At 52.4% G+C, this 23,020-nt stretch carries 20 protein-coding genes and 1 pseudogene; 13 read left to right on the forward strand and 8 right to left on the reverse strand.

All coding sequences use genetic code 11. The annotated features are described in order from the left end of the window. The first annotated feature begins 1 nt into the window (after window position 1). The 5 genes from M8014_RS14980 to M8014_RS15000 all read left to right on the forward strand — a co-directional run bounded on the left by M8014_RS14980 (window position 2) and on the right by M8014_RS15000 (window position 6,366). Window positions 2–415, forward strand: coding sequence for a DoxX family protein (locus tag M8014_RS14980; RefSeq protein ID WP_271283204.1), 414 nt, complete (start codon window positions 2–4; stop codon window positions 413–415). Further along, on the forward strand, window positions 412–2,025 hold the full coding sequence (locus tag M8014_RS14985; RefSeq protein ID WP_271283205.1) for an MFS transporter: 1,614 nt from the start codon (window positions 412–414) through the stop codon (window positions 2,023–2,025). Before M8014_RS14980 ends, M8014_RS14985 begins: the two co-directional genes overlap by 4 nt. 30 nt (window positions 2,026–2,055) lie before the next feature. Continuing rightward, entirely contained in the window at window positions 2,056–2,877 is an 822-nt protein-coding gene (locus tag M8014_RS14990) for an alpha/beta fold hydrolase (protein ID WP_271283206.1), read from the forward strand. Between the two features lie 127 nt (window positions 2,878–3,004). After that, the gene (locus tag M8014_RS14995; RefSeq protein ID WP_271283207.1) at window positions 3,005–5,065 is read left to right on the forward strand and encodes an McrB family protein; all 2,061 of its coding nucleotides are present in this window, start codon (window positions 3,005–3,007) and stop codon (window positions 5,063–5,065) included. Further along, the gene (locus M8014_RS15000) at window positions 5,062–6,366 is read left to right on the forward strand and encodes an McrC family protein (protein WP_271283208.1); all 1,305 of its coding nucleotides are present in this window, start codon (window positions 5,062–5,064) and stop codon (window positions 6,364–6,366) included. The genes M8014_RS14995 and M8014_RS15000 overlap by 4 nt, the downstream gene beginning before the upstream one ends. Before the next feature lie 34 nt (window positions 6,367–6,400). Here M8014_RS15000 and M8014_RS15005 read toward each other — a convergent pair whose 3' ends face one another. Both M8014_RS15005 and M8014_RS15010 read right to left on the reverse strand, forming a co-directional pair. Then, window positions 6,401–7,795, reverse strand: coding sequence for an MFS transporter (locus M8014_RS15005; RefSeq protein ID WP_271283209.1), 1,395 nt, complete (start codon window positions 7,793–7,795; stop codon window positions 6,401–6,403). A gap of 45 nt (window positions 7,796–7,840) precedes the next feature. Next, a complete protein-coding gene (locus tag M8014_RS15010) occupies window positions 7,841–8,929 on the reverse strand; it encodes a cellulase family glycosylhydrolase (RefSeq protein ID WP_271283210.1) in 1,089 nt (362 codons plus the stop codon). 185 nt (window positions 8,930–9,114) lie between these two features. On the opposite strand from M8014_RS15010, the gene M8014_RS15015 reads away from it, so the two are divergent. Beyond that, on the forward strand, window positions 9,115–10,122 hold the full coding sequence (locus M8014_RS15015) for a LacI family DNA-binding transcriptional regulator (RefSeq protein ID WP_271283211.1): 1,008 nt from the start codon (window positions 9,115–9,117) through the stop codon (window positions 10,120–10,122). Window positions 10,123–10,164: 42 nt separating this feature from the next. On the opposite strand, the gene M8014_RS15020 is transcribed toward M8014_RS15015, so the two are convergent. Together M8014_RS15020 and M8014_RS15025 are read right to left on the reverse strand one after the other, a co-directional pair. Then, window positions 10,165–10,560 (reverse strand): hypothetical protein, encoded by a 396-nt coding sequence (locus tag M8014_RS15020; protein ID WP_271283212.1) that lies wholly within the window; start codon window positions 10,558–10,560, stop codon window positions 10,165–10,167. Window positions 10,561–10,571: 11 nt separating this feature from the next. After that, window positions 10,572–10,784 (reverse strand): hypothetical protein, encoded by a 213-nt coding sequence (locus M8014_RS15025; RefSeq protein WP_271283213.1) that lies wholly within the window; start codon window positions 10,782–10,784, stop codon window positions 10,572–10,574. Window positions 10,785–11,116: 332 nt separating this feature from the next. Between M8014_RS15025 and gabT the strand changes: the two genes are divergently transcribed. Further along, window positions 11,117–12,400, forward strand: a complete 1,284-nt coding sequence (gene gabT, locus M8014_RS15030; protein WP_271283214.1) for a 4-aminobutyrate--2-oxoglutarate transaminase — start codon at window positions 11,117–11,119, stop codon at window positions 12,398–12,400. Window positions 12,401–12,449: 49 nt separating this feature from the next. Further along, the gene (locus M8014_RS15035) at window positions 12,450–12,980 is read left to right on the forward strand and encodes a redoxin family protein (protein WP_271283215.1); all 531 of its coding nucleotides are present in this window, start codon (window positions 12,450–12,452) and stop codon (window positions 12,978–12,980) included. A 319-nt stretch (window positions 12,981–13,299) separates the two neighbouring features. Here the strand turns inward: M8014_RS15035 and M8014_RS15040 are convergent, their stop codons facing one another. Together M8014_RS15040 and M8014_RS15045 are read right to left on the reverse strand one after the other, a co-directional pair. Next, complete coding sequence (locus M8014_RS15040) at window positions 13,300–13,608, reverse strand: CcdB family protein (protein WP_271283216.1); 309 nt, start codon at window positions 13,606–13,608, stop codon at window positions 13,300–13,302. Window positions 13,609–13,610: 2 nt separating this feature from the next. Beyond that, a complete protein-coding gene (locus M8014_RS15045) occupies window positions 13,611–13,850 on the reverse strand; it encodes a type II toxin-antitoxin system CcdA family antitoxin (protein ID WP_271283217.1) in 240 nt (79 codons plus the stop codon). A 591-nt stretch (window positions 13,851–14,441) separates the two neighbouring features. Here M8014_RS15045 and M8014_RS15050 point away from each other — a divergent pair. From M8014_RS15050 to M8014_RS15065, 4 genes are all read left to right on the forward strand, one after another. Further along, the gene (locus M8014_RS15050) at window positions 14,442–14,696 is read left to right on the forward strand and encodes a helix-turn-helix domain-containing protein (RefSeq protein WP_271283218.1); all 255 of its coding nucleotides are present in this window, start codon (window positions 14,442–14,444) and stop codon (window positions 14,694–14,696) included. A 141-nt stretch (window positions 14,697–14,837) separates the two neighbouring features. After that, on the forward strand, window positions 14,838–15,851 hold the full coding sequence (locus tag M8014_RS15055; RefSeq protein WP_271283219.1) for an HNH endonuclease family protein: 1,014 nt from the start codon (window positions 14,838–14,840) through the stop codon (window positions 15,849–15,851). Next, window positions 15,851–16,429: a class I SAM-dependent methyltransferase gene (locus M8014_RS15060; protein ID WP_271283220.1), complete on the forward strand. Its 579-nt coding sequence runs from the start codon at window positions 15,851–15,853 to the stop codon at window positions 16,427–16,429. Before M8014_RS15055 ends, M8014_RS15060 begins: the two co-directional genes overlap by 1 nt. Before the next feature lie 261 nt (window positions 16,430–16,690). Next, window positions 16,691–19,996 (forward strand): DEAD/DEAH box helicase, encoded by a 3,306-nt coding sequence (locus M8014_RS15065; RefSeq protein WP_271283221.1) that lies wholly within the window; start codon window positions 16,691–16,693, stop codon window positions 19,994–19,996. A 272-nt stretch (window positions 19,997–20,268) separates the two neighbouring features. Here the strand turns inward: M8014_RS15065 and M8014_RS15070 are convergent, their stop codons facing one another. Both M8014_RS15070 and M8014_RS15075 read right to left on the reverse strand, forming a co-directional pair. Further along, entirely contained in the window at window positions 20,269–20,919 is a 651-nt protein-coding gene (locus M8014_RS15070; protein WP_271283222.1) for an Eco29kI family restriction endonuclease, read from the reverse strand. Then, complete coding sequence (locus M8014_RS15075; RefSeq protein WP_271283223.1) at window positions 20,916–22,124, reverse strand: DNA cytosine methyltransferase; 1,209 nt, start codon at window positions 22,122–22,124, stop codon at window positions 20,916–20,918. The genes M8014_RS15070 and M8014_RS15075 overlap by 4 nt, the downstream gene beginning before the upstream one ends. 473 nt (window positions 22,125–22,597) lie before the next feature. On the opposite strand from M8014_RS15075, the pseudogene M8014_RS15080 reads away from it, so the two are divergent. Then, window positions 22,598–22,864 (forward strand): annotated as a pseudogene (locus tag M8014_RS15080) (phage polarity suppression protein); the annotation flags it as partial. Between the last annotated feature and the right edge of the window lie 156 nt (window positions 22,865–23,020).

Here is a 23,020-nt window from a genome sequence, read left to right on the forward strand (position 1 = left end):
CATGACGAATTCAACGCACCTCACCACGCCCCGGATTGACCTGGGGCTGTTATTCCTGCGCATCACCGGCAGCCTGCTGTTGCTCTACGTTCACGGCCTGCCGAAGGTGCTGCACTTCAGCGAAGAGCTGACGCGCATCGAGGATCCGTTTGGCTTCGGGCCGTATTTCAGCCTGATCCCGGCGATCGTCGCCGAAGTGATCTGCCCGATCCTGATCCTGTTCGGCATTGCCACCCGGCTGGCCTGCCTGCCCATTATTGCCGTGCTGCTGGTGGCGATGCTGGTGGTGCATCCGGGCTGGTCGATTGCCGAAGGTCAGTTTGGCTGGCTGCTGCTGATCGTCTTCACCACGCTTGCCATCACCGGCCCCGGCGCGTGGCGGGTACGCACACGGGCCACGGAGCGGTTCGCATGACTCAGCTCAACGACGCCCATCTGCCACCCGTCAGCGCCCCGGCGATGTCCACCTGGCAGCCGCTGCGCCAGCGGGTGTTCCGCATGCTGTGGATTGCCACGGTGGTGTCGAACGTCGGCTCATGGATGAGCGACGTCGGGGTGAATTGGAGCATGCTGACCCTGAGCGCCGACCCGCTGGATATCGCGCTGGTGCAGGCGGCGAGCAGCCTGCCGATGTTTCTTTTCGCCCTGCCCTCCGGGGTGATGGCGGATATCGTCGACCGGCGCAAGTACCTGCTGTTCTCGCAGTTGTGGATGTTTATCGCCGCTGCGGGTCTGGCCGTGCTGTCGTTTACCGGCCAGGTGACCCCGACGGTACTGCTGGCGGCAGCCTTCCTGTTAAGCGTCGGTAGCGCCATGAGTTCACCGCCGTTCCAGGCGATTGTGCCGGATCTGGTGAGCAAAGCGGAGCTGGGCCCGGCGGTGGCGCTTAACTCGCTGGGGGTGAACATCAGCCGCGCCATTGGCCCGGCGCTGGGCGGCTTTTTGCTGTCGCTGGCCGGACCCTGGATGGTGTTCCTGCTCAATGCCCTGTCGGTGCTGGGCGTGGCGTGGGTGCTATGGCGCTGGAAGCCTGCGCCATCCGTGCAGCGCCTGCCGCCGGAGCACTTTTTCTCGGCGGTGCGGGCCGGGGTGCGCTATGTGCATGCTGCCCCGGTGCTGCGTAATGTGTTAATTCGCACCGTGGCGTTCTTCGTTTTCGCCAGCGCGGGTTGGGCGCTGCTGCCGCTGGTGGCGCGTCGGGAGCTGGGACTCGGCCCGGCGGGGTACGGCATCATGCTGGCCTGCATCGGACTGGGGGCGATTGCCGGGGCGGTGCTGCTGCCGCGTCTGCGCCAGCGTCTGAACGCCGACCAGCTGATGGTGGCCGCGAGCCTGATGTTCGCTATCACCATGCTGGCGCTGGCGTTTGTGCGCCACTTCTGGCTGCTGAACCTGTTTGAATTTTTCACCGGTTTTGCGTGGATCGCGGTGCTCTCGACCCTCAACCTGGGGGCGCAACGCAGCGCCGCCCGCTGGGTAAAAGCCCGGGCGCTGGCGGTGTATCTGACGGTGTTCTTCGGCTCGATGACCGCAGGCAGCGCCATCTGGGGGCAGATTGCCTCGCACTTCAACACCGCCACCTCGCTGTGCGTGGCAACCGTCGGGATGCTGCTGGCCAGCGCCACGGTTCTGCGCTGGAAGCTGGAGAAAGATCCGAACCTCAACCTGGATACCAGCGGCCTGATTGCTGACGACACGCGCGAAGCGATCCCCAACGAGCGTGGCCCGGTGCTGGTCTCCTGCGAATACCTGATCGACCCCCAGTCCGCCCGCGACTTTTTGCAGGCGGTCCACGAGCTGCGCCGGGTGCGCCGCCGCGCGGGCGCCATCAGCTGGGCGGTGTATGAAGATATCGACCAGCCGGGACGCTATATCGAGACCTTCCTGATGGGTTCGTGGGTGGAACACCTGCGCCTGCAGGAGCGTCACACCATGAACGATCACCTGCTGCAAAGCCGCGTGCTGGCTTTTCATCAGGGCGCTACCCCTCCGGCGACCCGTTATCTGGTCGCGCCGGTTTGTTGATACTAATAAAGACCTTTTGAGGAAGAGACTATGGCGACGATTAACGCGCAAGACGGTACGCAGATTTACTACAAGGACTGGGGTGCCGGTAAACCGGTGCTGTTCAGCCACGGCTGGCCGCTGGATGCGGATATGTGGGACAGCCAGCTCAACTATCTGGCCGAGCGCGGTTTCCGCGCCATTGCCTTTGACCGTCGCGGCTTTGGCCGTTCGGATCAGCCGTGGACGGGCTATGACTACGATACCTTTGCCTCCGACATCAACGACCTGATCACCGCTCTCGATCTGCAGGACGTAACGCTGGTGGGCTTCTCGATGGGCGGCGGCGACGTGAGCCGTTATATCGGTACCTACGGCACCGATCGCGTGGCCGGTCTGGCGCTGCTGGGAGCGGTCACGCCGATCTTCGGTAAATCCGACTCTTACCCGCAGGGTGTGGATCAGTCGGTGTTTGACGGTATTCGCGACGGATTGCGCAAAGATCGCGCCCAGTTCATCAGCGATTTCGCTACCCCGTTCTACGGGATTAACGCCGGGCAGACAGTGTCGGAAGGTGCCCTGACCCAGACCCTGAACATCGCCCTGCTGGCGTCGCTGAAAGGCACCATCGACTGCGTAACCGCCTTTGGTGAGACTGACTTCCGCCAGGATATGGCCAAAGTCGACGTCCCGACGCTGGTTATCCACGGCAGCAACGACCAGATCGTGCCGTTCGAGACCACCGGTAAAGTGGCGGCAGAGCTGATTAGCCATGCGGAACTGAAGGTGTATGACAACGCGCCGCACGGCTTTGCGCTGACGCATCAGGACCAGCTCAACGAAGATCTGCTGGCGTTTGTGAAGTCGCTGTAAGCCTTTAAGCTGACGCCTCGGGGCGTCAGCTGACCCCATCAACTCCCCCTGAACAAGTAGTGCAAAAATTAGGATAATTCCTATAAGATGAGAAAAACTATTTATTTTCATCACGCTGGAGCGGGCAATGGTTCAGGAACACACCGACGTACTCTCATTCTTTATCTCCCACACTGCCAATAACGATAATTACAGTCCCAAGTGGGGGCCGTCCTTTCGGGCGCTCCGCCAGAAAGTGCAGGATGAACGTCCTAATTTCTCAGACGAGACGCTTTATGAACTTTGGTACAACCGCTCCAACGGAGTCGCCAGTATCAAGCAAGGCGGCATGTCGCTGAATGAATTTAACGAGGCGAAAGAAAAGCTGCGCGTCCTGTCCCGTCTGATTGCCAAAGAGTGCACGTCCGCCAATTATCAGCAGGTGATCGAACAACTGAAGGTGCTCAAAGAGCAGAAGATCCTGAAAAAAGTGTACTGGGCGCTCTGCCATCGCGCGTTTGCGGTCATGTATCCTGAAAACATTAGTAATATCGTCAACACCAACGCGTTCTTCCGCATCTACAACTACTGTAATAACCGCTTTGGACTTGACCTGTCCGGTGAGGGTGAGTGGTTTGACCTCAACATTGAGTTAAAAAGGGCGCTCAACCTGGCTATCGGTACCCGGATTGATGCCGTCACGCTGAATATGTCGCTCTGGCATCTGTACACGCATTTCATCCTTAAAAAGGACGATACCGTGGTAGCGACCGACAATACGGGTAATGATGAAGACGAACTGGGTTTTGAACCCAACGATCTTCACCTGCCTAAAAACGTGATCCTGTATGGGCCGCCGGGCACAGGCAAAACCTATGAAACAATCGACGTCGCTGTCCGCGCCTGTGAGCCTCAGGCATACGCCAAACTGGATGGAAAAGAAGAGAGCGAACGTCGACGTGAGCTAAAGACAATTTATGACCGGCTGATGGGCGAAAAACGGATCCGCTTTATTACTTTCCACCAAAGCTTCGGATACGAAGAGTTCATTGAAGGGCTACGGGCAGAAACGACCGACGACGGCAGCGTACGCTACGACATTAAGCCGGGGATTTTCAAACAAATTTGTGACGATGCCGCGTTTGGCAATGCTGGCGTACAGCTGGCTCTGGACGACGCACTCGCACGGTTGCAGGAGCAGCTTGCCGAAGGTGGGAGCATTACGTTACGCACTCACAATGGCAATCCTTTCCGTTTAACCTACAAAAGTGGGACCGTCTTTGGGATCTTCCCGGAGCAGAGTAAAAAAGAAGATCTGGGTCAGGGCTACAATGCCTACCTCAAGGACATTCGCGCCTGGTATCAGGATAACAATGCCAAAGTCCATAACGTCTCTTATGTGCGCGGGATCCTTGCGTTTCTGATCAGTGAACATCACATTCCGGCCACGCCGGAGCATGCAACAGGTGGTAAACGGCAGAATTTCGTGTTGATTATTGACGAGATTAACCGCGGCAATATTTCTAAAATCTTCGGCGAACTCATCACGCTGATTGAACCCTCTAAACGTGCAGGCGAAGCAGAAGAACTGAGTGTTTCTCTCCCTTATTCCGCCACGTCGTTTAGCGTTCCTAACAATCTTTACCTTGTGGGCACAATGAACACCGCAGATCGCTCCCTGACGGCACTCGATACCGCCTTGCGCCGTCGCTTCGAGTTCATACCTATGCTTCCAGACACCAGCTTGCTGGCAGGCACGACGATCAAAGGGATCCAGCTTGAACGGCTGCTGGAAACGCTGAATGCAAGGATCCAGGCGCTGTATGACAATGAACATACGCTGGGACACGCCTTTTTCATGCCTGTGATACAGGCTAAAGATGACGAAGATGCCGCCTTCGACCTGCTTAAACGCATGATGAAAAACAAAATTCTTCCGCTTCTGGAGGAGTATTTCTATAACGACTGGCAAAAAATCCGCCTGATCCTCGGTGACAACCAGAAAGCAGACGAGAGCTTGCAGTTCGTCTCATCGGTACACAGTGAAGGAAACTTCCTGCGCCTGTTTGGTGCTGATGCCGCAGAGGATTTGCAGGAGGCAGGGATGAGCTACCATCTTTCAAGCGAGTCGAAACCTGTGTGGCATAACCCACTGGCGTATCGCCAGATTTACGATCCAAAAGCCATTCGCGAGGAGAGTGAGGAATGACATCCGGCCATTGCTGGACGCTCTTTGAGCACGGACATGTCATCAGTGAAAAGGACCAGGGCCGCGTCGAACACGCGGTCGCTCTGCCCGATACGCTTTTTCAATGGCTTGTGCAACGCTGTTTAAGTGATGACGTCGAGTATGACAGCCGGCTGCTTACCCTTCGCTCTGTTGGACGGGTTCAGACACTGCAGGTCAAAAACTACGTTGGCGTGATTGCGCTACCAGGTGGCGCTTTTATCGAGGTATTACCCAAAACGGGCCATGACAACGCGCGTGAACAGTTAATGATGATGCTGCGGACCCTGAAAACCTTCCGACATATTGCAACAACATCTGCCAGTATCAAGACCTCACGTATGCCATTGATGGATATCTTTATTCAGCAATTTATCATCAGCGTTAAGGCGATTCTTCAACAAGGTCTTAAACGCGACTATCTTCGTCAGCAGGATAATCTGGCATGGATGAAAGGCAAACTACGGGTTTCAGCGCAGCTAACCAAAAACAGCGTTCGCCGCGATCGTTTTCAGGTGGAGTATGACGAATACAGCGTTGAGCGGCCCGAAAACCGTATCCTGAAAACGGCAATCGCTCACGTCTCCCGACTGACCCGCAACGCGCAGATAATACGACAGCTACAGCCTTTGCAATCCGCCTTTGATCCCATTCCCCCTGTTGTGGATGTCGCGCATGCCTTTGACCAGGTTCGCCTCGACAGGCATATGCATCTCTACAAACATGCGCTGGATTGGGCAAAACTCATTTTACAGGGCGAGTCTCCTCACTGTATGCAGGGGCAGGCTAATGCCATATCGTTACTCTTTCCAATGGAAGCGGTTTTTGAATCCTTCGTCGCTGCGTGGATGCGACATCATCATCATCAACAGTACCGGATCGATACGCAGGCCAGAACACATAGCCTGGCTCGCTATCATACGAAGAATATGTTCAGGCTCAAGCCGGATATCTGGCTTCGTCCGCATGACGACGCTACCCATTCTTCGGTTATTTGCGATACGAAATGGAAAAAGATCAAGCCTCATAAACCTGGCTTTAACATTTCGCAAAATGATCTTTATCAGATGCAGGCCTACGGGGTGAAATATCTCGATAGCCGGGGCGATATGATACTGATCTACCCGCAGTATGAGGGTTTTAATGATCCACTCCCGCATCCCTTTGAGCTTCACAAACCGGACGGTCATGCGCTACGTTTGTGGATCGTCCCCTTTACCATCGGAACCAGCCTTCAAAGCTCGAAGCTCCACGTCCCTGAGGCCTTGAGACTCCATAATTAGGACCAGACGCCTGCTTTGCAGGCGTCTGAAAGTATTAATTGACCGATATCGGGCGCGTCAACGCCTCTTCCCCGACGTCATTCTGCTCTCTGTTTTGCCTGCGTTCTGCCAACAGCCGACAGATCTCCGCATGCTTCTCCTCGGTAAAGGTGAAGCGCGACATCACCGCAAGGCGGATCAGCGAGCCTATCGCGGGCAGCAGGCAGATACCGAAGAACAGCCCGGCAAGCACGCCATCGCTCTGGGTTTGCGCCTGCGGTACGTAGCCAATAAGCGTTAGAAACACGCCGATTAACCCGCCGCCCACCGCCACCGACATCTTGCCGGTAAAGGTCTGTCCGGAGAAGGTGATCGCCGCACAGCGCTTGTGAGTGTGGTACTCGGCATACTCAATGGTGTCGGCAATCATCGACGAGGTGAGGATGTTGGTCATCATCACAAACAGGGTGCTGAGGCCAAGCAGGATAAACAGCAGCGCCGTGTGCTGATAGCCCGCAAACCACATCACCACGCGCACCGCGACATCCAGCCCACAGAGGATCATAAACAGCTTTCGCTTCTGCATTTTGCGCGTCAGCATCGGCGCGATAAGACAAACCACCGCCGCCACAATCCCCATAACACCGATCGCCATCTGCAGGCCACCGTCGCCCATGTTGTAGATAAAGAAGTAGATATATATCCCGTTGGCGACGTTGTGGAACACGCAGAAAAAGAACGACATCAGGATGATAAACAGCGGCTTATTCTGACGCAGATTGTGGAAGGTATCGCGCATCGTCACCTTTTCCGGGCTGGGCGGGACGCGCTCTTTAATTTGCATAAAGCCGTTTAACATTAACGGCAGGCCGACCATCATCATCACCAGCGCCGCCATAAAGTAGCCTTTGTCGCTGCTGTGCTGGGCGAAGAACGCCGCCAGCTTGGGGAAGAAGATGTTGGCGCAGGCGATCCCGGCATTGACCCCCAGCATCGCCGCCGTCACCGCCCGGGTGCGCTGGCCGGAGTCGTTGGTCATCACCGACGACATCGACCAGAACGGGATATCCGAGATGGCGTACAGGGTCCCCCACAGGATATAGGTCACCCCGGCGTAGAGGATTTTGGTGGTCATGTCCGCTTCGATTTTATAGAACGCCAGCAGCGTGACGCCGGTGATCAGCAGCGGGGCGATCAGCATAAAGTGACGAAACTTACCAAAGCGGCTGTTAATGGTGTCCATGATGCTGGCAAACAGCGGGTCGTGAACCGCATCCCAGGCGCGGGCAATCAGGAAGATGGTACTCGCCGCCAGGGCGGAGATCCCCAGCACATCGGTGTAAAAATAGTTAATAAACGAACCCACTAAACCAAAGCTAAAACACTGACCTAAACCATAGCCAAAATAAGACCACAACTCGCGAGACGGTATTTTCATTGTCATTGCCATAGTGCGTACCTGGTTGCCCGGCGGCTAACCGCCGGGTCGTTATTATTAGCCCTGCACGTTCGGAGCAATTTTACGCAGCTTTTGCAGCAGTGCGATTTCAGTGCGTGAGAACGGGATACCGTTCTCTTCGAACACATCGTGGAACCACAGACGGCAGTAGTCGGCGGACTCTTTCATCACCACCGGCCACGGCAGCCAGGTCTGGGTTTTGCCGCGCACCAGCCCCCACTGATAGGGTGCGACTTTCGCCATATACATCAGCGGCAGCTGCTCTTCGATAGTGCCGCCCACGTGGCGCGCCAGCCATTCGGTACAGAAGATCGGGCGGCCCAGCTGCTGCAGCTGCTGGATAATCGCCGTCATGCGGCCGGTATTGGTATAGGCGTGGTAACTCACCACGTCCGACAGTTCCAGCGCAGTCTGGTCCAGCGGATGCTGATAAAAGGTTTCGCCCTCCTCTTCCGCAGGCAAGCGCCATGCGCAGACCGTGAGCGGCTGGGAAGGATCTTCTTCACGCACCCACTGGAAGGCCCGCTTCATCAGGTCATGGGCGAAGGTCTCCAGTTTTGCATCGTAAAGCACCTCTTCGGTGCCGGTGGCAAAGATGCCGCGGTTGCCCGGCTCGTTATAGAGATCCCACAGCAGCACGCGCTTATCGTCGCGGAACTGGCGGACCACATCGCGGATATAGCGTTCAATGTGCGGCCAGCAGTCTGGATCGCACACCTTGTCGCGCCCAGGACTTGCCGCCGCCTGGCTGTTATGTTTGCCCGCCACCGGCGGCTTTTGCACCCCGAGGTAGGGCTCATCGCCGGAGAAACCGCAGTCGTCCATCAGCGTCAGCATGGTGCTGAAACCGTGGTTGTCGGCAATCGTCAGGAAGTGGTCGATACGCGCCATCAGGCCGTCGCGATCGTGCTCCCAGACGATAAACGGCAGATTGATGCGCAGGGTGTTATAGCCCGCGTCTGCGGCCCAGCCCAGCTCGCGGTCGATGGTGTTGGCATCGAAGGTCTCTTGCTGCCAGATATCGGTCCAGTTCACCGCCGTCGACGGCAGATAGTTAAACCCGCACAGCCAGCCCTGCTGCTGGTACCACGTCTGCGCCTGTTCCTTGCTCCACTGCTCTTTCATCGTCGTTCCTCTTGCTGATAATGTTTAGCTAATAAATATTAGTCAGGGCAGGAATGCGCAAATCGTGGTGTGCAGAAAAGCGACCGCACTCACAAAGATCGCTGCTGCATCAAGAAGAAACGTGATCGGCGGCGCGTCTGTAGGCAGTTAGGGTATGATGCGAATTCGCCAGAGGGAGAGAACGGATGAAGCGGAAAAACAAAGTCACGATGAACGATATTGCGCGTACCGCGGGCGTGTCGCAGGCGACGGTATCACTGGTGCTTAACCAGTCGCGTAACATCAAGCTCAGCGACGAGACCCGTCAGCGGGTGATCGGCGTCGCCACCGAGCTGGGCTACGATCGCCTGCCCGCCATCCATACCCCGCGTAATCAGGCGGAGATTGCGCTGCTGGTCAGTTCGCTGCAGAGCTACGATCCCTTTATCGATGCCATCAGTCAGGCGCGGGAGGCGGCCTGGCGCAACGAAACGCTGCTCACCCTGTATGATTACGGTGACGACGTGGCGCTGGCCCTCAACATTATTCGCCAGCTGGAAAAACGCAACTGCGTGGGGATTATTCTTGCCTCCCCCGTCACCACGCTGGTGGATATGAGTGATTTTCAGGACTGCACCCGCCTTCCGCTGGTGCTGCTCAACCAGCGCGACCCCGCCTCGCCCCTGTTGCCGTCTTTTATCCCCGACGACTACGCCAACGCGTTTCAGGTGACCAAACATCTGCTCGCCTGCGGCGCAACGCGCATCGCCCATATCACCGGGGAAAGCTGGATGGAGGCCACCCGCCAGCGGCTGGCTGGCTACCAGGCCGCATTGCAGCAGGCGGGTTTACCCTGCGATGACAGCCTGGTGCGCCAGACCAACTGGCAGTTTAACGAGTCGTTCACTGCGACCGAGTCCCTGCTGCGGCTGGAGAAACGCCCGGACGCCATTTTCTGCGCCAGCGACTGGCTGGCGATTGGCTGCTATCAGGCACTGACGGTGGGTGGCGTGACGATCCCCGATGATATGCTGCTGGCGGGTTACGACGATCAGAAGATTTCCGAGCAACTCACGCCCGCACTCACCAGTATTCAGCTGCCTTACAGCGAGCTGGGACGACTGGCGGTGGAGTATTTGTGCAACGAAGAAGATGCCGCCACGCACGTGACGCTGGCGGGCAGACTGAAGGTGCGGGCGTCGAGCTCGCGTTGAGCACCTGTAGCCCCGTGCAAGCGCAGCGCCGCCGGGCAATGCTTACTGTTTTCTGTTAGCCCAGGCGGCACGCATTACGGGCATAAACACCGGTGGGATCACGCCCATTTTCGGCAATGGTGTCGTGATTTCCACGCCCGGCGCAACCGCAAACCATTCCGCGTTAAACGGCAATTTTTGCAGACGATTCAGATCAAACTTCGTCGGCCAACTTAACCCTGCCGTTTCAAGCTGACTGTCGATCACAAACTCGCCTTTGTAACAGGGCTCCGTCCGGGATGTGCCATAGACAATCAGCACGGCATGGATATCCACAAAGACATTCAAAATCAGCCCAGGGCGCGCTTTCGGCCCCGGGTTACCCAGATCCTCATGTTGCGGAAATTTACACCAGATAATGTCACCTGGCGCAGGCAACGGATGGTAATTATTAGCCATAAGCATCCTGCTTATTTAAATAACGGCGAGTCCAAATCATCCTCTGAGATATCGAGGCCTGACTGTTTTTTGATGGCGAGTTGCTGGGCGTCACTCAGCGGGCCGTCGTCCTGCTCGTAGGCAGGTAGCACCTGTTTGGCGAGATTACGCAATGCCTTATGCACTAATTCGGTCTGGTTGAGTGATAGCTCAGCCATCAGGCGGGTAAAGGTTTCCTCGCTCACTCCGAACTCGTTATCCAGTGACCGCAACTGGAAAAGGAATTTCTTAGGCGCGGTGCGTGTTGGGATTGGCATCATTGACCTCAGTTTTTAGCTATATGCAAAGTATATAGAGAGGCGGGGAAATTAGCCATATAGATTGTATATATTATCCGGTTCAGCCACATTGAGCGTAGCCGGAAGATGGAGTCGACGATATCGCTATCGCGAACGATACTGGATCGGGTCTGGCTGACTGTTTTATCCCCGCCATTTGCAAGGGATAGCATCGAAGATAATTGATAAATCAAAACTATGTCCCGGCCTTTACGACATCTGATTCCGGAGAACCGCTAATGAGCACCAATAAAGAGTTAATGCAGCGTCGCAGCAATGCCGTCCCGCGCGGCGTGGGACAGATTCACCCGATCTTTGCCGCCCGGGCGGAGAACTGCCGGGTGTGGGATGTGGAAGGCCGGGAGTATCTCGATTTTGCCGGGGGCATCGCGGTGCTCAACACCGGACATCTGCACCCGGAGGTGATTCGTGCAGTAGAAGAGCAGCTGAAAAAACTGTCGCATACCTGCTTCCAGGTGCTGGCCTACGAGCCCTATCTGGAGCTTTGCGAGATCCTGAACCAAAAAGTGCCGGGCGATTTCCCTAAAAAGACCCTGCTGGTGACCACCGGCTCCGAAGCGGTGGAGAACGCGGTGAAAATCGCCCGCGCGGCCACCAAACGTAACGGCACCATCGCCTTTACCGGAGCCTATCATGGCCGCACCCACTACACCCTGTCGCTGACCGGGAAAGTGGCCCCGTACTCGGCGGGCATGGGGCTGATGCCGGGTCACGTCTATCGCGCCCTCTATCCCTGTGCGCTGCACGGCGTCAGCGACGACGACGCCATCGCCAGCATCCATCGCATCTTTAAGAACGACGCCGCGCCGGAAGATATCGCCGCGATTGTGATTGAACCGGTGCAGGGCGAAGGCGGTTTCTACGCTACCTCGCCTGCTTTTATGCAGCGCCTGCGCGACCTGTGCGACGAGCACGGCATCATGCTGATTGCCGATGAAGTGCAGAGCGGCGCGGGACGGACCGGCACCTTCTTCGCCATGGAGCAGATGGGCGTGGCGGCGGATATCACCACCTTCGCCAAATCCATCGCTGGCGGCTTCCCGCTGGCGGGCGTGACCGGACGCGCCGAGGTGATGGACGCTATCGCCCCCGGTGGACTGGGCGGCACCTACGCGGGCAGCCCGATTGCCTGCGCCGCCGCGCTGGCGGTGATCAAGGTGTTCGAGCAGGACGATCTGCTGCAAAAAGCCAATGCAGTGGGTGATGCCCTGCGCGAAGGTTTACTGGCGATAGCCGAAAAACACCGGGAAATTGGCGACGTTCGCGGGCTGGGGGCGATGATCGCCATCGAGCTGTTTGAGGATGGCGACGCCCATAAACCGCACGCCGCGCTGACAGCGGAGATCGTCGCCCGGGCCCGGGACAAGGGTTTGATCCTGCTCTCCTGCGGCCCGTACTATAACGTGCTGCGCATTCTGGTGCCGCTCACCGTGGAAAAGGCGCAGATTGAGCAGGGGCTGGCAATTATCGCCGAATGTTTTGACGAGGCGACGCAGGCGTAACGCATTTAACATCGCCCGCATTTTGGTGCGGGCTGGGGAGTGGATGAATATGAGTCGCTACACAAAAGCACCGGACCTGGTTGTTGATCAGTGGTTTAACACCCCTGCACCGCTCACCCTGCAGTCGCTGCGCGGTAAAGTGGTGGTGATGGAATCTTTTCAGATGCTGTGCCCCGGCTGCGTCTCCCACGGCCTGCCGCAGGCGTCGCGGATCTTCGCCACCTTCCCGCAGGATAAGGTGGCGGTTATCGGGCTGCACACGGTATTTGAACACCATGACGTGATGACCCCGCGGGCGCTGGAAGTGTTTCTGGCCGAATTCCGCATCCCCTTCCCCGTCGGCGTGGACAGACCGTCTGCGGACAACGACATTCCGCAAACCATGCTGGCCTATGGCATGCGCGGCACGCCGACGCTGACGATCATCGACCAGCAGGGGAACGTGCGGCAGCAGCATTTCGGCGAGGTGAATGATTTGGCGCTGGGGGCGGAGATTGGGGCGCTGTTGAATGAAGTGGTGGTGCGTGAGGGTGAAGAGGATGTGGGAGCGGGGTGTGGGGATGGAGGGTGTGCGGTTTGAAGATGGGGGTTATCTGCGGAGTGGATATAGCTCATTTGCCAGAAGACGGTAGCAGAACACGGAGTAATGCCCAGAACAGGAAAGTGAAAATGGCTATTTTTACGAAGCATCGCCATGCGGGTGATACCCACTCTTCTGGTACCTCAGGAAAACGTATTTTACGAGTTATTGTGTTGTAAGCGGCAGCATCGTGATGAATGAAATGTGAGGTTGCGATAATCAACATGCTAAGTAAATCGGCCAGGATCACGGAAGGTTGCATCTAATCCTGGGGGCAGGTCAAAATGGTGAGCAACGCTCCATTTGACCTGCAAACTATTCAGAATCCATCAAAGATAAAATCGAGAGCATTTTTGATGGTTTGCCTGTGGGAACGAACGTCCATCACTTCATCACCAATCTGCGAAAGCCTGATACTCGCCATTTCGTGAGTCATAACCAGATAGTCGCTACCCTCTATATTTAGAACAGGTGTCAGGCGCTTAACTGGATTATTTACCAGCCTGTTCACAGGAAACAATGGGATAACCAGGCGCGTATGCAGCTCATCAATAATATCGCTCTGCACATCAAGTAAATAAGGATAAGCCTTGCTGTTTCCTTTATTGCGATAAACCACGTATTGCATGGTTAAAACGTCCTGTAATCGTCCGACAAAAGGCCGTGCTCATCAGTAATACGATTGAGCTCCTGCAAACCTGCTCTGTTTTCAGCTTTCCAGCGTTCAACGCCTGTGGCACTGATTTCTTCTTTAAGCGCAGCAGTAAGCAACGCAGACAGATTGATTCCTGCTTCACGGGCTTGCTCAAGCAGTACAGGTTCTAGCGTGACGCTGACTGTCTTTTTATGTCGTACACTCACAACCGGCATAGGACCTCCTGAAATTACACGTGTAGTAAGCACATGTATCAAGTATGGGGAAGATTTAAGCAAATGGCAATGAGAGGTGACTATCGGGAGGAGCAACATCTTTGAGACTGTAATTTAAATTATGTATCTGCCTGTTTTTTATATGTTCATACCAATAACGCAGACAGACAAATGATGGACGAAGATAAACTAAAAGCGCTGGGTGCTGAACTGGCTACATAACAGCCAGAAATACGTCTGCTGGAAGGACGCCCAGGAGCAGCATCGCGATAGATGAAAACCGCCGCGAACTGCTGAACGACAACTATGTTCGTCTTCTGTACACCCTTCCCAGCTTATAAGTACTGAATAATTCATTCTTCATTACTTACGATGAAAGCTGAGTGAATACGTTTGCCGCAACTCTGGAAAGCGGCTCGAATTTCTAAATATTACCTCTGCACAAACGCCGGAAAATTAAAAAGCTACGTTTTACGTAGTATCCGCTAAGTACAATAACGACGACTATTTAAGTGATGAACGAACACTCTACTCACAATCAAATCTTTAGTCGGCACCATAAAGAAGTGCTTATTGTAAAAGGAGAAGGACATGAAAACGGACTGGCATAAAGCAGACATCATCGCATCGATAAAAAAGAAAGGAACCTCCCTTGCCGCGCTCTCGCGCGAAGCGGGACTGCGTTCTTCGACCTTAGCCAATGCGCTAGAGAGACCGTGGCCTAAAGGTGAATTGATCATTGCCGAGGCCATTGGCATGCCGCCGGAAGAGATCTGGCCAAGCCGGTATTACAAGGATGGTGAGTTGATGGATCGCCGTTTACTGATGAGGAAAAGAGTGGCATAGCGTTGGTTAACTCCCACTGGGTGACTTCACAAATTCATTAAATCTATAGATTCACGGTTTACATCACCCTTCATTTGTTATGTGATCCTGTTACAGGTTTCGGTAGTTCGCTACCACGCCAACCGTAACAGGATCTCATTGATGAATTTTTACCAGGCTGACCCTACGCTGGAGAACTACTGGCGCGGGGTGATTCTTTTTGGACGGAACGTCGCATCTTACAAATTCGCGATGGCTCATGCCCTGTATGAGATTGATAAGACCGGCAGCGATCTCATCACCCTCGACGAACTCGCCGTACCGTTCAGCCGCCATCTTTGTGAGCATCTGAAACACGCTCCGAAGCAGATTACCTCTAGCGGCAGCAAGTTTCTGGAAACCTGCGTTCAGTTCAACAATGACGAGATGTCTCACGCCAAACTGATTGAAACCACCGTACGGATGGGCTTTAACAACGTGATTGACGCCTTCCATAACGTGAATGCGGGCGAGATCGAAAAACGCTTTTTCATTGATGAGCGTACGACCCATAAAGGGATCCGTCTGACGGAGAACTTTTTTCATCTGGGGGAGCGCCAGCAGTATCACAACCTCGCTTTTGAGACCAACGCGCGCTGGAATCTGGTCGAACAGGCCTGGGCAATGGGCGTATCCCGCAACCTGGTTGCCGTCGAGTTCGACGAGGATAATCAGCTGCTGTTCAGCCACGTGAACGCGCGTCGGGTCAATATCACCAGCTGTCGCGATAGCCTGAATGGCTACCAGAAAGGACGCTGCTTCTACTGCTTTAAACCCATCAGCCTGATACCGGGCGATCCCGACCTGGCAGACGTTGACCACTTTATCCCGTGGGCGGCGCGCGATGAGGTAGCCAATATCAACGGCGTGTGGAATTTAGTGCTGGCCTGTCAGTGCTGCAATCGCGGTGTAGAGGGCAAGTCCGCCCGCCTGCCGGGCAGCAGGCTCCTGCAGCGGTTGCATGCCCGCAACGAGTATTTTATCCAGAGCAAACTCCCGCTGCATGAAACCATCGTCAAACAAACAGGAACCCAAACCGCCACGCGGAAAAACTTCCTTGAAAATAACTGGAACGCTGCCAAAGTGAGGCTGTTCCATATCTGGGAACCCAAAGCCGAAGGCGAGGCAACATTCTAATGACTCTTAAATATTATCAGGACAATGCGCAGACCTTCTTCGACGGGACGGTGAATGTCGATATGTCGTCGCTCTATGAGACCTTTACCCGACATCTTGCGCCCGGTGCGCGGGTGCTGGACGCTGGCTGCGGCTCGGGGCGTGATGCCAAAGCGTTTCAGGAGATGGGGTATCAGGTGGATGCGTTTGATGCGTCGCCTGCGATGGTTGAGCTGGCGCAAGAGCATACCGGGTTGCCAGTTCAGCTGATGACCTTTGCGGATGTGGACTGGAAGGAAGAGTTTGATGGGATTTGGTGCTGTGCTTCGTTGTTGCATGTTCCGGCTTTCGAACTGCCGGGGGTGATGCAGAGGCTTGCGGATGCGCTTAAGCCTGGCGGGGTTTGGTATGTGTCGTTTAAGTATGGGGATGGGGAGCGGGAAGTGGACGGAAGGAGGTTTACGGATATGGATGAAGTGGCGCTCCGGAGGATGTCAGGGGCCGTACCGGGGATTGAGATAGAGTCGTTATGGACGACCAAGGATAAGCGCCCCGGGAGGGATGAGGTTTGGTTGAATGGGGTGGTGCGGAAGAAATAAAAGAATAAGTTGTTCACTTAATTCAGCAGCAACAGTCTATCCCGACTGATTTACTCTTACTAACAAATTAGTTTCTCTCTGTAATAATAAGCGAAAATTTATATTCAATGACATGCTCAAGATTCAACGTAACGCTTCGCAAGCAGGGTCCGTGAGCTTTTACATTTTAGCTTAATGATGCATAGCCTGGCTCTACACAAACATTCACGAAAGGAGTAACCTTAACGGCTTAAATATTAATCTTTATTATCAAGGGCTAAGATGGCCGGGACACCTCTTCAACATCAGATCCTACGTGCATGGCAACGTATTGAATTTTTTCAGCCTTATACACTTGAAGAAAAAGATAAATGTCTGCGAATTTCATGTTCGCAACTTATAAAATACGGTGATGCTTTACTTCCATGGCATTCAGAAGAATTATGTCAACAATATCAAATCCCATCGAAAGCAAATTTCACTCTTCATATCGGACTTTTTGATAAAAGCATCGCCAGCAAGATTAGCCGGAAAGTCTTTGGTGAAGATGATGAAGAGTGCGAGCAGCGACTGAATCAGGAAGGAACGACATGTTTTGCTAAGGTTCAGCTAAATCAGGAAGGCGTCCCAGCAATAGATAGACTGTCGGTAAGCTCGTTGCCCTGGGCTTTGGGGCACTTACAAAATAAGCGGTTCCAGAAACTGGAATCCGTTATATTTGCCAATGGCTGCATGAGACTAGCCGATACGCTAAGTGCTTTCAGCAATACTTTAAAGCCCTTACAAGAAAAAGGTTTGGGCGTGTTACGTTCGGGCGATATCCTAACGTTGTTGTTAACACATTTAGTGGAATGGGCTGATTTCAAACCAGAATGGCAATATGCCATACAGATCGAATGGTCTGAAAGCAAGGTGGTTAAACAAGAGACGCAGCAGGAAGATGCGACTGACGAGGAAGAAGATTCCGAGAAACTATTTGCCCTACCTATCCTCAACAGCTTCTTTTTTGAAGATCTAGAATATGCTAATGCGGTGCTAAACAATAATAAAGGTAAAGCACTCGATAAATATCTTTCTCAGTGTGTCGATAGAAAACCCGATCTCTATTCGCAGGCTGGCTTAGCTTCAATAATCAAAAGCTTACATCCAGCAAAAATGCCTCAAGGGCGCTGGCCTGCAGAGCCAGACCATGCAATGTCGTTGATGCAGCAATTTGCGATTAATACAGCTGTGGAGGAACTAGCGGAAGGAGGGATCTTATCGGTCAATGGCCCCCCGGGAACAGGTAAAACCACCCTTCTCCGCGATCTGATAGCACATAATATAGTCGAACGTGCAAAAGTACTTGCACGCTTTAACAAAATTGAAGATACCTTGGATCCGCAAGGCTTCATTGTCCCGGAGCTAACAGGTTTCGAGATGGTTGTTGCCTCTTCCAATAATGCCGCAGTAGAAAACATTTCGAAGGAACTTCCTCAAAAAAAATCACTGGCTAAAGAATTCCAGACATTTGAATATTTGTTCCCCACCGCTAACCAAATTGCAGCAGAATATTTACCGAAACGACACCGTAAAATTTTCAAATCACAAAGCGGCAAAGAGAAAGAGTTTCATATTTTCCGTCCACTGGAAGAAGAAAAACAGTGCTGGGGATTAATCTCGGTTGCATTAGGCAAAAAGAGTAACAGAGAGAAATTGGCACAACGCTTATTCTTTGATGAGCATTTCTTACGCGACACTCCCGCTGAAACGCAACGCCCAGAAAAAGAGAATTTCCTGAACCTATGGCGATGGAAAGCATGTCTAAATAAACTTTCATTCGCAGATGCCAAAAATAATTTTAATAAATGCCTTGAAAAGGTCGAAGAACAACAAAAATCCCTGGAGAAATATAGCGCTCTGCTGGAAGAGAAACCAGACAACACTCTCGCTAACCTTATTATGGAAATGGCCGACATAACTGCGAAATGCGAAGAAAACCTTAGCGAACTCGGCCATCTTGAAGCAGAGCGAGATATAGTCTCGAAAAAAATACAATATACCACTCGTCAGCAAAAATTGATTGAAAGCGAGGCTCCTGGATGGCTGGATCGGTTATGCAAAGGGAAAAAATATCGTTCGCATCAGGAGTTATTACGTGCAATAAAATCTCAATTGTTTGAGTTAAATGCGCAGTTAATTGAAAAAATGACGTCCGTTGCAGACAGCAATGTTAAGCTGATGAAAAAACAGACAGCGAAGCGAGAGGCTCAACTAAAAATAGACAAAATTAATAAACAGATAATAAAACAAGAACAAGCGCTCGAGGCTTTACAAAACAGGTTTCATCGTGTCATGGTCCCTGACAGAAAGTTGTCCATTAATAATGCCAATCTGCAGCGTACCGCGTTCTGGCAAAATGGCGAAATAAACCGTCTGCGTTCAGAACTTTTTTTGGCAGCGATGAATTTACATCAGGCCTGGCTATATCAAGCTATGGGGCTTAGGCATTTCAGGGATTTCATTTTTACATTGAGCACATTCCTGAGCGCTCCTCATAAGCACCCTTCCCCAATACGCTGCTGGCAGACGTTGAGTATGTTCGTTCCTGTGCTTTCAACAACATTCGCCTCCGTTAGCCGGATGTTATCTGGAGTAAAAAGTGAAGAGATTGGCTGGTTAATGATTGATGAAGCTGGCCAGGCTTCTCCGCAACAGGCTGTAGGAGCCATTTTAAGAGCCAAACGAGTACTGGTAGTCGGCGATCCATTACAAATCGAACCGGTCTTCACCGCCTCTCCTGCTCTGGTCAAACGTCTTTGTGAGGATGTTATGCAAGAGCAAGCGAAGAATTGGAACCCTGCAAAATTTTCGGTCCAGCAGCTGGCTGACCGGGTAAACCATTGGGGTTGCGAATTAGAGGTAATGAATAGCAACATATGGATCGGTGTCCCATTATGGGTGCATCGACGTTGTATCGAGCCAATGTTTAGCATTGCCAACAGACTGGCTTATAATAACCGTATGATCCATGGTCTTCCTTCCGAAAAAATTCGCTGTCAACTTGTTAATAACAATCTGGAAAATCATTGGCTTGTTTCAAGTGGTGGCCAGGGAGAGCGACAGTACCGAGACAGTCACGGCAAAAGTTTACTTATATTACTCGATCGACTTTTATGTGAAAATATTTCATTAGAGTCGATTTACGTCATCACTCCTTTCAAGGTTGTTAAATCTGAAATATCAAAACTGATTGAACAACGCAGCTTAAGGATATGGCAACAATCCTCACCTTCCATTACGTCAAAGGCCATCAAAGAGTGGCAAAAACGCTGCATTGGGACGGTCCATACTTTCCAGGGAAAAGAAAATGATATCGTGATTTTGATCCTGGGATGCGACGAGCAAAATGATGGCGGAGCTAAATGGGCCTCGAGTAAACCTAATCTATTGAATGTAGCTGTCACTCGCGCCAAAAAGAATATTTTCGTTATTGGCGACCCGAGTGTATGGAACATTTTACCTGGGTTCAATAGTATTTATGATACTTTAAAAGAGTTGCAACCAGATGATATTTTGACGGTTAATGCTAGCGAACAACTATTTTAAAAAGAGAAGGGCTGGCGACAGCCCTTATAACCCGATTAACCTAAAAATGTCTATATTAAGAAAGCTGCTGAGGATTAGATAAAGATTCATTCTATTAACTAACCCTTCAGCCACTTTCATTAAGTCGTTAGTGCAACTCTCTGATATTTTAGGATTTTTCACATCAGAAAGTAGGGGCCAGAAAAATTAACGCTTAACGGTTCAAGCAACCACTTTGTCAAACAAGGCTCAATCACATTCGGAGGCAGATGCCCCCGATGATCATTTGCTGATTAATCGCCTTCAGCTTCGATAAATTTCTGAGCCAAGCAAGGCGGTAAATTCTGAAGATACTGGATAGAATCACGAATGAGTTCGTCCACAGTTTCATCACGCTCACGTAAATTTTGAGACCATCCTCTCCCCGGATGCATAAAGTCCCAGCGAGGACGTAAACCAGTGTAGCGATGCTTACCTGGGTCATGATTACCGAAACCATCAATAGACGAATTCCAAATCGGTTTAAAGCGAGAGATAACCAGCGATTCTCCCAACGGGATCCAGATGTCATCAACAACCAAAAATCGACAATAAAAATCTTCAATCGAAAGATTTTCCGCTGCGCGAACACTTTCGGCATGTTCTTTCAAACGTCTAAACAGAACGTTTCCAACCTTATCAGGATTGGTAAGCCCCATTCTCGCCCCTGCTGGGACGGCTTTACCCACGTAGATAGGCAATCGAAATTGCCCATCGCGATTCAGTTCTGCCAGTTGTCCATAAGCAGGATGATCGCCTGTGTAATAAATGGCGTAAATCCCCGCACCTGGAAATGAGGTTAACTCTTCCAGAGGATGAGCATCTTTGCTCAACAAGGCTTCCGCAACACTGGCACCTAAATTTTGCTTATCAAGTGGATTAAATGGAATGACCTTTCCTGTCATGCAGAAGCCCTTTTATTATTCTCACCCTGCTTGAGGATGTTTCCAATTTCAGAGGTCAGTAGCTTTTCAGCTACACTGCTGGCAACGCAATACGCCAAGTGAACCGGCACAGCGTTACCCAACTGCCTCATAGTTTCAGTCCAGCTCCCGTGAAAACGATAACTATCGGGAAACGTTTGAATTCTGGCACTTTCTCGCACAGTAAAATAGCGTACTGAGCCATCATCACGCACGAGCATGTTCTCGCCCCCAGGAACACCATGAGCACCTGCTTTGAGCGTTTTAGCTGGCAGATCTAATGGGCTTCCCGTATGACCGGGATAAGTTCGCGCTCCCGCCTGGAACGCATGATTCCGGATCATATTTGCCGCCTTCGTTTCAGGATCTGGCAAATCTGCAATAGCATCTCGAACTGTTTTCCACGGAAGTGTATCGGGCGGATTTTTACGCAATTTTGCGATACGGCTAACCATCTGGCTTGGAACAACTGGCATTTCTAAACCGTGTCGCTTCCAATAATCACCAGTAACCCACTGATCATAAATAAGTGCATCATAACTGTGAGTTGGTTTAGGGAACGACCACTCAATTTCAAGATCATCGCGGAAACCAACAATGAAGACACGCTCACGCTTTTGTGGAATACCGTAGTCTGCTGCATTGACCAACGTAGCCAGAACGTTATAAGTAAGCCCCTTCCCTTTGTTCTTTCCACTGGTTTTTTCTTCCTGCAAGCGTTTCAAATGCTCGCTCCAGTCTTCGCCATTTCGCGGCGCTACTTCAGGAAATTCAAGCTGCAACTGGATGTACTGGAAATAGCTCGCAAAGGTTGCCCGAGTTAGCCCTTTCACGTTCTCGACGATGAAAGCCTTAGGACGAATTTGTCTGATCGCTTCCGCTGTCGCTGGAAACATATCCCGCATGTCGGAATTAGCCTTGTGCTTACCACCAATTGAAAATGGCTGGCAAGGCGGCCCTCCTGCAAGAAGGTCAATCCCTTTAGGGATTTTTGACCAATCAAATTTTCTTACATCGCCCTCGAAAAGATCCCAATCACACAACAGCGGAAAACCGTTCTTTTTGTTTTCACGGACGGTATCACAGGCCCATTTATCCCATTCAACAACCGCAAGATGCTCAAAACCAGCAATTTCACAACCCATAGCCAAGCCACCAGCACCGGCAAATAGCTCTACAGATTTCATACTTAATCTCCGCCTCATGGCTTATGGTCTGCATCTTAGCAATTTAATCCGTTCATCGGAACCAGCAGACCAAGCCCCATACAGCTGACAATGCCAGTTGATGTATGGGACAAAATTAAACGATAGACCGCCTTTTGTGCCATGTTGGGCGCATCAACATAGGCGCCTTAGGCTTATCACCTGGAGTTTTGTCAGTTAACCGCTCTCTTAACGAATACCGCTAATTTGCTTGTTTATCCGTGGCAAGTCGTCACGACAGGCTTGAACGGGACGCCGAGCTAAGTGTGGAACGGTTAAATTGCTTGGTATAGGTTTAGAGACGGCGGCGCGTCTTCCTGCTTCAAAGGGGCGCATACTGGCGTATGCAGTACAAGGTTGAGCCTAGTAGCCACAAAAATCGAACCTCGGGTCAGCATCGCGCTTTATGCTGAGTGCTTCTTCGGAGTTCTGCTGTGACTGTAGCAGTGTGCGGGCTGTCACCGGAACTGATGGGGATTAAGAACCAGCCCGCGATGATAAAAAATCGGGCGCTTGACCGTTCAGTCGCTTACCTGTGCGAAGCTCTTTCCGTCTGGCTGGCCGCAGGAAATGAAATTAATTATTCTGCACAGGATAACGACATGTTAATGGCCATCGGATACAGACCTGACGCGCCTTCGCGCGATGATAATCGTGAAAAATTCACGCCTGCACAGAGCATGATTTACACCCGCCGACGCGCCGAACTGGCCGCGCAGTAGCCTGTCAAAAAATTCCCATAATTCCCGCCATTTTTCCCGAATTAAGCCATGCATCCAAAGGGTGCATGGTTTTGCATGTGTTTTCTCGCCCCTGTACTCCCGACCAGCGCCAGTCCCGGCGCGGCCTGAGCCCACCTTTGCACCTGCATTAAAAGC

Origin of the sequence: Silvania hatchlandensis (assembly GCF_025564065.1) — a bacterium.
GTDB lineage: Bacteria > Pseudomonadota > Gammaproteobacteria > Enterobacterales > Enterobacteriaceae > Enterobacter > Enterobacter hatchlandensis.

Excerpts from the sequence above, each read along its gene's own strand:
- M8014_RS14980 (WP_271283204.1), top strand. The coding sequence starts at position 2 with ATGACGAATTCAACGCACCTCACCACGCCCCGGATTGACCTGGGGCTG.
- M8014_RS14985 (WP_271283205.1), top strand. The coding sequence starts at position 412 with ATGACTCAGCTCAACGACGCCCATCTGCCACCCGTCAGCGCCCCGGCG.
- M8014_RS14990 (WP_271283206.1), top strand. The coding sequence starts at position 2,056 with ATGGCGACGATTAACGCGCAAGACGGTACGCAGATTTACTACAAGGAC.
- M8014_RS14995 (WP_271283207.1), top strand. The coding sequence starts at position 3,005 with ATGGTTCAGGAACACACCGACGTACTCTCATTCTTTATCTCCCACACT.
- M8014_RS15000 (WP_271283208.1), top strand. The coding sequence starts at position 5,062 with ATGACATCCGGCCATTGCTGGACGCTCTTTGAGCACGGACATGTCATC.
- M8014_RS15005 (WP_271283209.1), bottom strand. The coding sequence starts at position 7,795 with ATGGCAATGACAATGAAAATACCGTCTCGCGAGTTGTGGTCTTATTTT.
- M8014_RS15010 (WP_271283210.1), bottom strand. The coding sequence starts at position 8,929 with ATGAAAGAGCAGTGGAGCAAGGAACAGGCGCAGACGTGGTACCAGCAG.
- M8014_RS15015 (WP_271283211.1), top strand. The coding sequence starts at position 9,115 with ATGAAGCGGAAAAACAAAGTCACGATGAACGATATTGCGCGTACCGCG.
- M8014_RS15020 (WP_271283212.1), bottom strand. The coding sequence starts at position 10,560 with ATGGCTAATAATTACCATCCGTTGCCTGCGCCAGGTGACATTATCTGG.
- gabT (WP_271283214.1), top strand. The coding sequence starts at position 11,117 with ATGAGCACCAATAAAGAGTTAATGCAGCGTCGCAGCAATGCCGTCCCG.
- M8014_RS15035 (WP_271283215.1), top strand. The coding sequence starts at position 12,450 with ATGAGTCGCTACACAAAAGCACCGGACCTGGTTGTTGATCAGTGGTTT.
- M8014_RS15040 (WP_271283216.1), bottom strand. The coding sequence starts at position 13,608 with ATGCAATACGTGGTTTATCGCAATAAAGGAAACAGCAAGGCTTATCCT.
- M8014_RS15045 (WP_271283217.1), bottom strand. The coding sequence starts at position 13,850 with ATGCCGGTTGTGAGTGTACGACATAAAAAGACAGTCAGCGTCACGCTA.
- M8014_RS15050 (WP_271283218.1), top strand. The coding sequence starts at position 14,442 with ATGAAAACGGACTGGCATAAAGCAGACATCATCGCATCGATAAAAAAG.
- M8014_RS15055 (WP_271283219.1), top strand. The coding sequence starts at position 14,838 with ATGAATTTTTACCAGGCTGACCCTACGCTGGAGAACTACTGGCGCGGG.
- M8014_RS15060 (WP_271283220.1), top strand. The coding sequence starts at position 15,851 with ATGACTCTTAAATATTATCAGGACAATGCGCAGACCTTCTTCGACGGG.
- M8014_RS15065 (WP_271283221.1), top strand. The coding sequence starts at position 16,691 with ATGGCCGGGACACCTCTTCAACATCAGATCCTACGTGCATGGCAACGT.
- M8014_RS15070 (WP_271283222.1), bottom strand. The coding sequence starts at position 20,919 with ATGACAGGAAAGGTCATTCCATTTAATCCACTTGATAAGCAAAATTTA.
- M8014_RS15075 (WP_271283223.1), bottom strand. The coding sequence starts at position 22,124 with ATGAAATCTGTAGAGCTATTTGCCGGTGCTGGTGGCTTGGCTATGGGT.